At 64.8% G+C, this 13,196-nt stretch carries 12 protein-coding genes; 9 read left to right on the top strand and 3 right to left on the bottom strand.

Features of this window, described 5'->3' with window-relative positions; translation table 11 throughout:
- Positions 1-54 precede the first annotated feature (54 nt).
- From BMW89_RS16175 to BMW89_RS16160, 4 genes are all read left to right on the top strand, one after another.
- Positions 55-777 carry an ABC transporter ATP-binding protein gene (locus BMW89_RS16175; RefSeq protein WP_092027965.1) on the top strand — a complete coding sequence of 241 codons (723 nt, stop codon included), beginning with the start codon at positions 55-57 and terminating at the stop codon, positions 775-777.
- Positions 774-3,344 (top strand): ABC transporter permease, encoded by a 2,571-nt coding sequence (locus BMW89_RS16170; RefSeq protein WP_092027964.1) that lies wholly within the window; start codon positions 774-776, stop codon positions 3,342-3,344. The genes BMW89_RS16175 and BMW89_RS16170 overlap by 4 nt, the downstream gene beginning before the upstream one ends.
- A 270-nt stretch (positions 3,345-3,614) precedes the next feature.
- A complete protein-coding gene (locus BMW89_RS16165; RefSeq protein ID WP_092027963.1) occupies positions 3,615-4,418 on the top strand; it encodes a Bax inhibitor-1/YccA family protein in 804 nt (267 codons plus the stop codon).
- A gap of 229 nt (positions 4,419-4,647) precedes the next feature.
- Complete coding sequence (locus BMW89_RS16160) at positions 4,648-5,178, top strand: GNAT family N-acetyltransferase (RefSeq protein ID WP_092027962.1); 531 nt, start codon at positions 4,648-4,650, stop codon at positions 5,176-5,178.
- A 94-nt stretch (positions 5,179-5,272) separates the two neighbouring features.
- Here BMW89_RS16160 and BMW89_RS16155 read toward each other — a convergent pair whose 3' ends face one another.
- The 3 genes from BMW89_RS16155 to acnA form a co-directional block, all read right to left on the bottom strand.
- Positions 5,273-5,641, bottom strand: coding sequence for a DUF2794 domain-containing protein (locus BMW89_RS16155; RefSeq protein WP_092027961.1), 369 nt, complete (start codon positions 5,639-5,641; stop codon positions 5,273-5,275).
- Positions 5,642-6,230: 589 nt separating this feature from the next.
- Positions 6,231-7,007 (bottom strand): DUF1223 domain-containing protein, encoded by a 777-nt coding sequence (locus tag BMW89_RS16150; RefSeq protein ID WP_092028077.1) that lies wholly within the window; start codon positions 7,005-7,007, stop codon positions 6,231-6,233.
- 216 nt (positions 7,008-7,223) lie between these two features.
- Entirely contained in the window at positions 7,224-9,944 is a 2,721-nt protein-coding gene (gene acnA / locus BMW89_RS16145) for an aconitate hydratase AcnA (protein WP_092027960.1), read from the bottom strand.
- A 244-nt stretch (positions 9,945-10,188) separates the two neighbouring features.
- Here acnA and ccmA point away from each other — a divergent pair, with 244 nt between their 5' ends.
- The 5 genes from ccmA (at position 10,189) to BMW89_RS16120 (ending at position 13,191) form a co-directional block, all read left to right on the top strand.
- Complete coding sequence (gene ccmA / locus BMW89_RS16140) at positions 10,189-10,791, top strand: heme ABC exporter ATP-binding protein CcmA (protein ID WP_092028076.1); 603 nt, start codon at positions 10,189-10,191, stop codon at positions 10,789-10,791.
- Between the two features lie 70 nt (positions 10,792-10,861).
- Positions 10,862-11,530: a heme exporter protein CcmB gene (ccmB, locus tag BMW89_RS16135; protein WP_092027959.1), complete on the top strand. Its 669-nt coding sequence runs from the start codon at positions 10,862-10,864 to the stop codon at positions 11,528-11,530.
- 91 nt (positions 11,531-11,621) lie between these two features.
- A complete protein-coding gene (locus BMW89_RS16130) occupies positions 11,622-12,407 on the top strand; it encodes a heme ABC transporter permease (RefSeq protein WP_092027958.1) in 786 nt (261 codons plus the stop codon).
- Entirely contained in the window at positions 12,404-12,601 is a 198-nt protein-coding gene (gene ccmD / locus BMW89_RS16125) for a heme exporter protein CcmD (RefSeq protein WP_092027957.1), read from the top strand. Before BMW89_RS16130 ends, ccmD begins: the two co-directional genes overlap by 4 nt.
- Positions 12,598-13,191: a DsbE family thiol:disulfide interchange protein gene (locus tag BMW89_RS16120; protein WP_092027956.1), complete on the top strand. Its 594-nt coding sequence runs from the start codon at positions 12,598-12,600 to the stop codon at positions 13,189-13,191. Before ccmD ends, BMW89_RS16120 begins: the two co-directional genes overlap by 4 nt.
- The last annotated feature ends 5 nt before the right edge of the window (positions 13,192-13,196 follow it).

The raw sequence follows: 13,196 nt of genomic DNA, 5'->3' as shown, positions 1-13,196 counted from the left end.
AAGAATCCGTAACGCCTCTCGACCGCGTGTACGGAGTTGCCATATGACCGGACCATGGACACTCGCATCGAATCCTCTTCGCTCGCCGGCAGCACGCCGGACACCATCGCCATCTCCAACGTCAATCTGTCATTGGGTTCGGGGGCGGCACGCGTTCACATCCTCAAGGATATCAGCTTGCGCGTCGGCTCGGGCGAGACGATTGGCCTGATCGGCCCGTCAGGCTCGGGCAAATCCACGCTGCTGATGGTGATGGCGGGGCTGGAGCGTCCTGATAGCGGAGAGGTGGTGGTCAACGGCACGCCTTTCAATGCCCTCGACGAGGACGCGCTGGCCCGCTTCCGCGGCCGGCAGGTCGGCATCGTCTTCCAGTCCTTCCATCTGATCCCGACCATGACGGCGCTGGAGAACGTCGCGGTGCCGCTCGAGCTCGCCGGCAATCCGGATGCCGCCAAGCGCGCGGCGCAGGAGCTGCAATCGGTCGGGCTCGGCGATCGCCTGCATCATTATCCGACGCAGCTGTCCGGCGGCGAGCAGCAGCGCGTCGCGCTCGCGCGCGCGCTGGCGCCCGATCCCGCCATCCTCGTCGCGGATGAGCCGACCGGCAATCTCGACGAGACCACCGGAAAGCAGATCGTCGACCTCCTGTTTAGCAAGCATACCGAGCGCGGCATGACCTTGGTGCTGGTGACGCACGATTCGGCGCTGGCGCATCGCTGCGATCGCGTCATCCGCCTGCGTTCGGGTCGTATCGACACGCAGTCCGCACCCGCATGAGCCTCGCTGTCGAACCGTTCGCGAAGCCCAATGGCGTCGCGCTGTCGCTGCGCTACGCGCTGCGCGAATTGCGCGGGGGCTTGCGCGGCTTCTACGTCTTCATTGCCTGCATCGCGCTCGGCGTGATGGCGATCGCCGGCGTCGGCTCGGTCTCGGCGAGCCTGAGCGACGGTCTCGCCCGCGAAGGCCGCACGCTGCTCGGCGGCGACGTCTCGTTCGTGCTGTTCCAGCGCGAGGCGAAACCCGAAGAGGTCGCCTTCCTGCGCGCGCGCGGCACCGTCTCGACCGCCGCGACCCTGCGCGGCATGGCGCGCTCGGTCGACGGCCAGCTCGCGCTGGTCGAGATGAAGGCGGTCGACGACACCTATCCGATGCTGGGACAATTGACGCTGGCGCCGCCACTGCCAATGTCCGAGCTGCTTGCAGAGCGCGACGGCGTATTCGGCGCTGCGGCCGATCCGACACTGCTGGCGCGAATGTCGCTCAAGACCGGCGACCGCGTCACCGTCGGGTCCGCGACGTTCCAGATCCGCAGCACCGTCGAAGCCGAGCCCGACAAGCTCGCTGGCGGTATCGGTTTTGGCCCGCGCTTCCTGATCAGCGAGGCGGGCCTGCGCGCGACCGGGCTGATCCAGCCCGGCAGCCTGGTGCGCTGGGTCTACCGGGTGAAGCTGCCTGATATTGGCAACAGCGAGCGCGCCACGGACGCCTTCATCGCGGATTCGCGCAACGCTGCGCCGCAGGCCGGCTGGGAGGTCCGCAGCCGCTCCAACGCCTCGCCGCAGCTCGAACGCAACATCAGCCGCTTCACGCAGTTCCTGACTCTGGTCGGCTTGGCCGCGCTGCTGGTCGGCGGCGTCGGCGTCGCCAATGCCGTGAAGAGCCATATCGACCGCCGGCTCGAGGTGATCGCGGCCCTCAAGGCCGTCGGCGCCACCGGGCGCGACGTGTTCGGCATCTATCTCGCGCAGGTCCTCTTGCTGGCCGCAATCGGCTCGGTGATCGGGCTCGCGCTCGGCGCCGCCATGCCGTTCGCCATCGTCGGCCTGTTCGGAAAACTGCTGCCGCTGCCGGTGGTGCCGGCCGTGCATGCCGACGAGCTCGCGCTGTCCTTCCTCTATGGCCTGCTCACCGCACTCGCCTTCGGCCTGTGGCCGCTCGGCCGCGTGCACGACGTGCCGGTGGCCGCGCTGTTCCGCGACACCATCAGCTCCGAATGGCACCGGCCGCGCCTGGGCTATCTCGTGTTCATGGCCGTCGTGGTCGCGCTGCTCATTGCGGTGGTGATCGGACTCTCATTCGACAAGCGGATCGCCGCGGTTTTCGTGGCGTCCTCCGTCGTCGTGTTTGTTTTGCTCCGCGGCATCGCGGCCCTCTTGATGACGATCGCGCGGCGGCTGCCGCGCTCGCGGCTGCCGATGCTGCGGCTTGCGGTCGCCAACATCCACCGGCCGGGTGCGCTGACGCCCTCGGTCGTGCTGTCGCTTGGCCTGGGCTTAGCCGTGCTCGTCACCATCACCCAGATCGACGGCAATCTGCGCCGGCAGTTCCTGGCCGCGCTGCCCGAGCACGCGCCGTCGTTCTTCTTCATCGACATCCCGAGCACGCAGGCCGCACCGTTCGACGATTATTTGCGCCAGATCGCCCCGGGCGCGACGGTCGAGGACGTGCCGATGCTGCGCGGGCGCATTGTCGGAGCGCGCGGCGTCCGCGCCGAGGACATCAAGCCCACCACCGATGCGGAATGGGTGCTGCAAAGCGACCGCGGCCTGACCTATACCGCCGAACTGCCGAAGGGCTCCAAGGTGGTCGAGGGCGAATGGTGGAAGGCCGACTATTCCGGCCCGCCGCTGGTCTCGATGGAGAAGAAGATCGCCGACGGCCTCGGCCTCAAGGTCGGGGACGAGGTCGTGGTCAACGTGCTCGGCCGCGACATCCCCGCCAAAATCGGCAATCTGCGCACCATCGACTGGCAGGGCCTCGGCATCAATTTCGTGCTGGTGTTCTCGCCGAACGCCTTCAAGGGCGCGCCGCATACCCATATCGCGACGCTGACGGAAAGCGGCGGCAGTGCCGAGGCCGACGGCAAGATCATCAAGCAGGTCGCCGACGCCTACCCGATGGTGACCAGCGTGCGCGTGCGCGAGGTGATGGAGACGGTCGGCGCGGTCGTGACCAATCTGGCGCTGGCGATCCGCGGCGCCAGCGCGATCACCCTGATCTCGGCGATCCTGGTGCTGGGCGGGGCGCTCGCCGCCGGCCATCGCCACCGGGTCTACGATGCGGTGATCCTCAAGACCCTGGGCGCGACGCGGCTGCGGCTGCTCGGCGCCTATGCGCTCGAGTACCTCCTGATCGGGCTTGCCACCGCATTGTTCGGCGTGATCGCCGGCAGCATCGCGGCCTGGATGATCGTGACGCGACTGATGACGCTGAGCTTCGTCTGGCAGGCCGGCAGCGCGGCCGGCGTGGTCGTGGCCGCCCTCATCGTCACCGTCGGGCTCGGGCTCGCCGGCACACTGCTGGCGTTGAACAAAAAGCCCGCCACGGTGTTGCGGAATTTGTGACAAATGGTAGCGGGTGGCTGCGCGGGAGCGAAATCGCACGATTCCTGCGATTAACCACGTCTGCTCGTCTAAATTGCCGGTAAGGGCGACATTCAGCCGCGCGTGGACGGTTGCAGCTAATGTGTTAGTTTCCCACATATCGAGTGGGTTCGGAGCCCCGATTGTGAGCCAGAATTTAGTCGGCAGACATCGGTATCCGAGGTAGAATTTGACGAACCGGCGGCATGGCGACCCTCATGCCGGACCGGGCCAACCAACGGGAATTCGACCATGTCGGACCTTGACCGTAACTACGCTTCTCCTTTCGGCAGGGCCGCCGGGCGTGTTGACGCCGCGACGGTCGACGCCGGCCTGCGCGCTTACATGCTGCGCATCTACAATTACATGAGCATCGGCCTCGCCATCACCGGCCTGGCCGCGCTCGGCGTCTACATGGCTGCGGTAGCCGACCCTTCAGCCGCCGACGCGATTCGGATAGGTACCGGCGCGAAGGCGATCTATCTGACGCCGTTCGGCAGCGCGATGTACCTTGGCCCGCTGAAGTGGCTCTTCATGTTTGCGCCTCTTGTCATGGTGTTCGTGATCTCGGCAGGCATCAACCGTCTCGCGCCCTCGACCGCCCAGATCCTGTTCTGGGCTTTCGCGGCGCTGATGGGCGTCTCGCTGTCGTCGATCTTCCTGGTGTTCACCCACACGTCGATCGTGCGGGTGTTCTTCATCACCGCGGCGACGTTCGGTGCGCTGAGCCTCTACGGCTACACCACCAAGCGTGACATGACTGCCATGGGCTCGTTCCTGTTCATGGGCCTGATCGGCATCATCATCGCGAGCCTGGTGAACATGTTCCTGGCCAGCTCGATGCTGCAGTTCATCGTGTCCGTGGGCGGCGTGCTGGTGTTCGCGGGCCTCACCGCCTGGGATACCCAGCGGCTGAAGAACGACTACATCTACGGCTACGCCTCGGCCGGCGGTGACGTCGCAGAGCGTGCGGCCATCACCGGCGCCCTGTCGCTGTACCTGAACTTCATCAACCTGTTCACGCTGCTGCTGCAGCTCCTCGGCCAGCGCGACTAAGCGCTACGGACGAGAGAACGGACACGAACCCCGGCCGAGAGGCCGGGGTTTTTGTTTGGGCGGGGTGTGCCGCGCGAGCGCCGTCATTGCGAGCGAAGCGAAGCAATCCAGAGTGCCTCCATGGATGCATTTCTGGATTGCTTCGTCGCAAGGGCTCCTCGCAATGACGGAGTATGTGGATGCGCTGTGGCCCCTTCCAGCGGCCGGGCGAAGGCTTTAATCTCGCCCCATGTCCGCACCCGATATCAGGCCCACCGTTGAGGCCGACCTCCCCGCCATCACCGCCATCTACCAGCAGGCTGTCCGCGAGGGCACCGCGACGTTCGAGCTGGAGCCGCCCGACCTCACCGAGATGACGCGGCGCTATCGCGCGCTGGTGGACGGCGGTTATCCCTATTTCGTCGCCATCCTCGAGGGACGTGTGGCCGGTTACGCCTATGCCGGCGCCTACCGGCCGCGGCCAGCCTACCGCTTCACGGTCGAGAACTCGATCTATCTAAATCCCTCATTCCACCGCCGCGGCATCGGCTCATTGCTGCTGGAGCGGCTGATCACCGAATGCGAGGCGCGCGGCTTCCGCCAGATGATCGCGGTGATCGGCGATTCCGCCAATGCCGGCTCGATCGGCGTGCACACGCGTGGCGGCTTCAAGATGATCGGCACGCATCCCAGTGTCGGGCTGAAATTCGGCCGCTGGCTGGATACGGTGATGATGCAGCGCGATCTCGGCGAGGGCGCGGGTACGGTGCCGGGGACGTAGGCTCGGTCTCGTAGCCCGGGTGAGCGGAGCGATACCCGGGACACCACAAGCAAAGACCCGGATGTCGCTACGCTCATCCGGGCTAAGGATCGCGTCAAACCACCGCCAATTTCCGATCGATCACCAGCAGCACACGCTCGAGCTCGTGACCGCGGCGCAGGATCAGGCCGGTCGCCGAGATCACGCTGTACATGCCCTGCTTGCGGGCCAGGCGCGGATCTTTCTCGATGCGGTAGATCGGCACTTCCGAGGCGCGGCGGAAGACCGAGAACACGGCACGGTCTTTCAGGAAGTCGATGGCATAGTCGCGCCACTCGCCGTTGGCGACCATGCGGCCGTAGAGATTGAGAATGCGGTGCAGCTCGATCCGGTTGAACGTCACCCGGTTCGGGTGCGTCGTCGCAGCGGCGGGATGCGCCGCCGCGCGCTGCCCGCTCGGATCGGCATCCTCCGATAGACTCATGGAACGCCTCCTGACGCATCTGGATGATCGCGTCCGCGAAGACCGTCCGGGAAACGCGGATCATGACAATTGCATGATTGCGCCAACTGTTCCCCTCCGCAAGAGGCTCCTCATTCAACCGATCGGATCGGCGGCGAATCATGACACACGCAACGGTGGAACTCTGTCGCGGCGATCCGTCACGGGATCGTTAGCAGGAATCATAGTGTCGCCGCTTTTCCGCCAAGCGCCTGCCGCCCTGCATTGCGAAAAGACTTGTGTGCGTTGACCCGGTCCTTTCGGTTCCGGATTCCTCAGCCCCCAGCCCCCCGGGGTCGAACAGGATCGGGTCTGTACGCACGACAAGGAGGGCCAACGCAAGTTGGTCCTTTTTTGTTTGTGTCGGGATGTTTCTGGCTCGACCCGCTTTTCCCTGAGTAGCGCTAAACTCCCTCCCCTCATCCTGAGGAGCCGCGTAAGCGGCGTCTCGAAGGATCGAGGCCGAGCTGCGTCAGTCGGGCCTGCATGGTTCGAGACGCGCGCAAGGGCGCGCTCCTCACCATGAGGATTGAGAGTAGTCTTCGGAGATCAGAGACTCGAAGCGTTCGCTTCAGTGCAGCGACGTATACGCAGCGCCGAGCATCGGGCCCGGCTTCTCGCGGCTGCCATCCTGGACGTAGACCACCGCGCCGTCGACGCCGTCGCGCGTGAGGTTTTCCAGCGGCACCGTCCAGCTTTCCGAACGTCCGTTCCAGTCGCCGACCTTGAGCAGGTTGCGCACGACGTTGTGATAGGTGAGTTGCTGTCCGCGATTTTCACCCTTGGCGATCGAGATCGGCACCGATTTCGTGATCGAGCAAATCCAGACCTCGCCGTGCGAAACCGCAGGCTCCTTGCTCGCGGCCACCGAGACGTTGATCTGCTTGCCCGAGAGCGACATCGTCACCGGCACGCTCATCACGCCCGCGCTGTTGTCGGTCTTGCCGATCGCGCTCTCGATGCCGGCACGATCACTGCCAATGACATGCGCCGAACCGTTGACCACGACTTGCGGGGTGTAGACCTCGCGGTCGCCGCGCATGCGGGAATAGGCGCGCTGCCGCGCCGAGAAGCGCGAATCCGCGAGCGTGTCTTTCCAGCCGAGATAGTCCCAATAATCGATCGGCATGCTCAGCGCGATGATCGAGGGATCGCTGGAGAGATCGCCGATGACCTTGTCGGCGGGCGGGCAGGACGAGCAGCCCTGCGAGGTAAACAATTCGACAACGGCGCGGGGATCAGCTTCTGCGGGACGAATGACGGCGACGATGGCGCAGATGCCGAGTGCTCCCGACCAGAGTGCACCGGACCAGCGCGAAACCAGATTAGAAGCCATCATTGCAGTCATGTTGAACGTCACACCTCGCACGCGTGGGGGAAATCCTATCGCCTGATGGTCACCGTAGTCTTACGGGCATCGAACTATCAACCGTCCGGGGCGAGGTTTTCCGCCGGGCGGGGCCATCGGAGGCGTGTCGTAACGCACGAAGGCGACCTTGTGATAGGCCGCCCTCGTTTAACCTTCTACTCACGTCGCAGTGAGCCACCGTTCACAAATTCGCGTTTAGGCCGCGAGCTTGCGCAGCACGTAGTGCAGAATGCCGCCGTTCCGGTAGTATTCGAGCTCGTCCAGCGTATCGATGCGGCAAAGCAGCGAAACGCGCTGCAACGAACCGTCGCCGGAGACGATCTCCGCGGTCAGCTTCTGGCGCGGCTTGAGATCGCCGACCAGACCCCGCAGCGTGACCTTTTCGTCGCCCTTCAGACCGAGCGAAGACCACGAAGTGCCGTCCTCGAAGGTCAGCGGCAATACGCCCATGCCGACCAGATTGGAGCGATGGATGCGCTCGAAGCTCTGGCAGATCACGGCGCGCACACCGAGCAGACGGGTGCCCTTTGCAGCCCAGTCGCGCGAGGAGCCGTTGCCGTATTCGGCGCCGGCGAACACCACCAGCGGCACCTGCTCCTGCTGGTACTTCATCGCGGCGTCGTAGATCGACATCTGCTCGCCGTCCGGCCAGTGCTTGGTGAGACCGCCCTCGGGGATGTTGCCATCCGCGCCCTTGAGCATGAAGTTCTTGATGCGGATGTTGGCGAAGGTGCCGCGCATCATGACTTCATGGTTGCCGCGGCGCGTGCCGTACTGGTTGAAGTCGGCCGGACGCACCTGATGCTCGCTGAGATATTTGCCCGCGGGCGAGGTGAGCTTGATCGAACCGGCCGGCGAGATGTGGTCGGTGGTGATCTTGTCGCCGAACATGGCGAGGATGCGCGCCTCGACGATATCGGTGACCGGCTCCGGCTCCTTCTTCATGCCTTCGAAGTAGGGCGGGTTCTGCACATAGGTCGAGGACATGTTCCAGCGATAGGTCTCGCTCTCGACCGTCTTGATCTTGCGCCAGTTGACGTCGCCCTTGAACACGTCGGCATATTTCTTCTTGAAGATCGCGGCGGTCACGAACTTCTTCATGAAGGCGTTGATCTCTTTCGTCGTCGGCCAGATGTCCTTCAGGTACACCGGCTTGCCGTCCTTGCCCTCACCGAGCGGCTCGACGGCGAGGTTCTTGGTGACGCTGCCCGCGAGCGCATGCGCGACGACCAGCGGCGGCGAGGCGAGATAGTTCGCCTGCACGTCCGGCGAGACGCGGCCTTCGAAGTTGCGGTTACCGGAGAGCACGGCGGCGGCGACGATGCCGTTGTCGTTGATCGACTTCGAGATCTCCTCCGGCAGCGGACCGGAATTGCCGATGCAGGTGGTGCAGCCGAAGCCGACCAGGTTGAAGCCGACCTTGTCGAGATCGGTCTGGAGACCGGAATCGGCGAGATAGGCCGCGACCACCTGGCTGCCCGGAGCGAGCGAGGTCTTCACCCACGGCTTGGCCTTGAGGCCCTTCGCAGCGGCGTTGCGCGCCAAGAGACCAGCGCCGATCAAGACGCTCGGGTTCGATGTGTTGGTGCAGGACGTGATCGCGGCGATGACGACGTCGCCATGACCGAGGTCGAAGTTCTTTCCTTCGACGGCAAAGCGCTTCGCGGGCTCCTCGGCCTTCTTGTACTCGGTGGCGAGTGCGAGCGAAAAGCCTTCGGCGACCGAGGGCAGCGCGATGCGGCCTTCGGGACGCTTCGGGCCGGCCATCGACGGCACGACGTCGCCGAGATCGAGCGTCAGCAGCTCCGTAAACACCGGATCGGCCGACTTGGCGGTGCGGAACAGCCCTTGCGCCTTCGCATAGGCCTGCACCAGTGCGACGCGCGCCGGAGCGCGGCCGGAGGTCTTGAGATAATCGAGCGCAGCAGCATCGACCGGGAAGAAGCCGCAGGTCGCGCCATACTCAGGCGCCATGTTGGCGATGGTCGCCTTGTCGGCAACGGAGAGATTGTCGAGGCCGGGACCGAAGAACTCGACGAACTTGCCGACCACGCCGAGCTTGCGCAGCATCTGCGTCACGGTCAGCACGAGGTCGGTGGCGGTGACGCCTTCCTTCATCGCGCCCTTCAGCTTGAAGCCGACGACCGTCGGGAGCAGCATCGACAGCGGCTGGCCGAGCATGCAGGCTTCCGCCTCGATGCCGCCGACGCCCCAGCCGAGCACGGCGAGACCGTTGACCATCGTGGTGTGGGAGTCGGTGCCGACGAGCGAATCAGGGTAGGCGACCTCAAAGGTGCCGGTCTTCTTGCCGACCGTCATCTTCTCCTTCTTGGTCCAGACCGTCTGGGAGAGATATTCGAGATTGACCTGGTGGCAGATGCCGGTGCCGGGCGGCACGACGGAGAAGTTCGAGAATGCCTTCTGGCCCCATTTCAGGAACTCGTAGCGCTCCTGGTTCTGCTTGTATTCTTCGGTGACGTTCTTGCCGAAAGCCTTGTTGTCGCCGAAGAAGTTCACGATCACGGAGTGATCGATGACGAGGTCGACCGGCACCAGCGGGTTGATCTTCTCGGCATCGCCACCGAGCTTCTGCATCGCGTTGCGCATCGCGGCGAGGTCGACCACCGCCGGCACGCCGGTAAAATCCTGCATCAGCACGCGGGCGGGACGGAACGCAATCTCATGCTCCAGCGACTTCTTGCGCAGCCATTTCGAGAACGCGACGATGTCTGCCTTCTTGACCGTGCGGTCGTCCTCGTTGCGGAGGAGATTTTCGAGCAGCACCTTCATCGAATAGGGGAGTTTCGAAATTCCCTTCAGACCATTCTTCTCGGCCGTGGGCAGGCTGTAATACACGTAGGTCTTGGCGCCAACCTTGAGGGTCTTTTTGCATTTGAAGCTGTCGAGCGAGGTCATGTAGGGGAATCCCAATTGTTAGTTATACCCGGCAAGGGGTATTTTAACACCGTCAGCGAAACCGGCTGGATCGCTTGCAGGGGCGGGTTGAGTGTGCTGCATCAAGTAGTTCCCGGCTTATAGAAGCTTTCTAACCGCGCCGCCACAGCCGCAATCGAACCCAGCAAGTCGCGAGCCAAAAATTCCCATGCGCTACCCCAAGTTTTCCTGAGGCCTGGCTTTGAGCGGTTTGAACCAGGGCAAGATGCAGCTGTCCGGACGCGGGGTGATTTGCGTGCGGGGCGGCCGCGAGGTGTTTTCCGGGCTCGATTTCGAGGCGGTCTCGGGCGAGGCCGTGGCGGTGACGGGGCGCAACGGATCGGGCAAGACCTCGCTGCTGCGGCTGATCGCGGGCCTGCTCATTCCGGCCGGCGGAACAATCGCACTGGACGGAGGCGAGGCTGAAATGACGCTGCCGGAGCAGTGCCACTATCTCGGCCATCGCGATGCCCTCAAGCCGGCACTGAGCGTGGTTGAAAATCTGTCATTCTGGGCTGATTTCTTGGGCGGCGAGCGCAATGACGCCGCCGAGAGCCTTGCCACCGTCGGCCTCGACCACGCCACCGATCTGCCCGCGGGCTTCCTGTCGGCCGGCCAGCGCCGCCGGCTCTCGCTGGCCCGGCTGCTGACCGTCCGCCGCCCGGTCTGGTTGCTGGACGAGCCGACCAATGCGCTCGACGTCGCCGGTCAGGACATGTTCGGCGGCCTGATGCGGGAGCATCTCGCCCGCGGAGGGATGATCGTGGCCGCCACCCACGCGCCGCTGGGGATCGATTCGCGGGAGCTTCGGATCGGGGGGATGGCATGAAGCGATACGACCCTCAGTTTTCCAAGCGGCCGCGCACCGCTCCGCCCCTGGGCCACGATGGGAGCACCCCATGACTGCCCTGTCAGCCCTCATCCGCCGGGATATCAGGATCGCCCTTCGCGTCGGCGGCGGGGCGCTGATCGGCGTGCTGTTCTTCCTGACCGTCGTCGTCCTGATGCCCTTTGCGGTGGGGCCGGATCTGGCGCTGCTGTCGCGGCTGGGGCCTGCCATCCTGTGGCTCGGCGCGCTGCTGGCCAGCCTGCTGACGCTCGACCGGCTGTTCATGGCCGACCATGAGGACGGCTCGCTCGATTTGATCACGATGAGCCGGACGCCGCTGGAACTCGCCTGCGCGGCGAAGGCGCTGGCGCATTGGCTGGCGGCGGGCCTGCCGCTGATTGTCGCAACCCCGGTGCTGGGCCTGCTGCTCAACCTCGACATGGTCTCAACCGGCGCGGTGGCGCTGACGCTGCTGGCCGGCACCCCGGCGCTGACGTTTACCGGCATGATCGGCGCCGCGCTGGCGGTGACGTTGCATCGCGGCGGGCTTTTGATGGCCGTGCTGGTGCTGCCGCTGTCGATTCCCGTGCTGATTTTCGGCGTCGCGGCCTCGCAGGCCGTGATCGTCGGTCCCATGAATTTCGGCGCCCCGTTCTCAATCCTGTGCGCGCTGTCGCTGGTCAGCCTCGTGGTCGGCCCGTTCGCGGCGGCGGCGAGCCTGAGGCACGGACTTGACTGAGATGGCCTTGATTGACCTTGACCCCGATCAATTTTCGCTGCGGGCTTTCGTGCTGATTGCGTGAGCAGCCCCCGGTGATTATCAGAATACCATGACGCTGATCGACCTCGCCAATCCGACCCGGTTCCTCGCGCTGACGGCGCGGGTGCTGCCGTGGCTTGCGGCTGCGACCGTCATCCTGCTCGCCGTCGGCCTTTACCAGTCCGCGCTTGCGCCCGACGACTACCAGCAGGGCGCGACCGTCAAAATCATGTTCATCCACGTGCCCAATGCCTGGCTGTCGATGTTCGTCTGGGGCGTGATGAGCATTGCTTCGCTGGGCACGCTGGTGTGGCGCCATCCGCTCGCCGACGTCGCCGCGAAAGCGGCTGCTCCGATCGGCGCCGCCTTCACCTTTCTCGCGCTGTTCACGGGCTCGCTGTGGGGCCGGCCGATGTGGGGCACCTATTGGGAGTGGGACGCGCGCCTGACTTCGATGCTGATCCTGTTCCTGATGTATCTCGGCCTGATGGCGCTGTGGCGCGCGGTCGACGATCCCTCGCGTGCGGCGCGCGCCGCCGCCGTGCTGACCCTGGTCGGCGCGATCAATTTGCCCATCATCAAGTTCTCCGTCGACTGGTGGAACACGCTGCATCAGCCGGCCTCGGTGATGCGCATGGGCGGCTCCTCGCTCGACAAATCGTTTTTGATTCCGCTGCTGGTGATGGCGGTCGCGTTCACGCTGCTGTTCGTCACGCTGCACATCGCTGCCATGCGCAACGAGATTTTGCGCCGCCGCGTTCGCTCCCTGCAAATGATGCAGGCGAGCCGCGTAGCGTTTTCGAGCGAAGTGGGCACCGGTTCGCGTGAAGAAAACGCGTCAAAAGGGGCCGCATGATCATGTCGCTTGGTCCCTACGCGTCCTTCATCGTGACGTCTTACGCGGCTGCGGCACTTGTGGTCGTGATCCTGATCGGCTGGATCGTGCTCGATTATCGCAGCCAGACGCAGCGCCTGCGCGAGCTCGACCGCAGCGGCGTCACGCGCCGCTCGGGCCGGAGTGCTGTGGACACACCAAGAACGATCACATGAGCGATCAATCGACCTCAACGACGCCGCAGCGCCGCACCTTCCTGATGGTGCTGCCGCTACTCGCCTTCATCGGACTTGCACTGCTGTTCTGGTTCCGGCTCGGCAGCGGCGATCCCTCGCGGATTCCCTCCGCGCTGATCGGACGGCCGGCGCCGCAGACGATGCTGCCGCAGCTCGATGGATTGCAGGCCGACAATGCGCAGGTGCCGGGGCTCGACCCCGCCGGGTTCAAGGGCAAGGTCAGCCTCGTCAATGTCTGGGCGTCCTGGTGCGTGCCCTGCCATGACGAGGCGCCGCTGCTGACTGAGCTTGCCAAAGACAAGCGCTTCCAGCTCGTCGGCATCAACTACAAGGACGCTGCCGACAATGCGCGGCGCTTCCTCGGCCGCTACGGCAACCCGTTCGGCCGTGTCGGCGTCGACGCCAACGGCCGCGCCTCGATCGAATGGGGCGTCTATGGCGTGCCGGAGACCTTTGTGGTCGGACGCGAAGGCACCATCGTCTACAAGCTGGTGGGACCGATCACGCCGGATAATTTGCGGACGGTGCTGTTGCCGCAGATGGAGAAGGCGCTGGGGGCGGGGAGTTAGCCTCG

It is taken from the genome of Bradyrhizobium sp. OK095, from assembly GCF_900109945.1.
In the GTDB taxonomy this organism is placed as follows: Bacteria; Pseudomonadota; Alphaproteobacteria; order Rhizobiales; family Xanthobacteraceae; genus Bradyrhizobium.
Note: the sequence above shows the minus strand (reverse complement) of the source record. Positions and strands in the feature narration are given on the sequence as shown.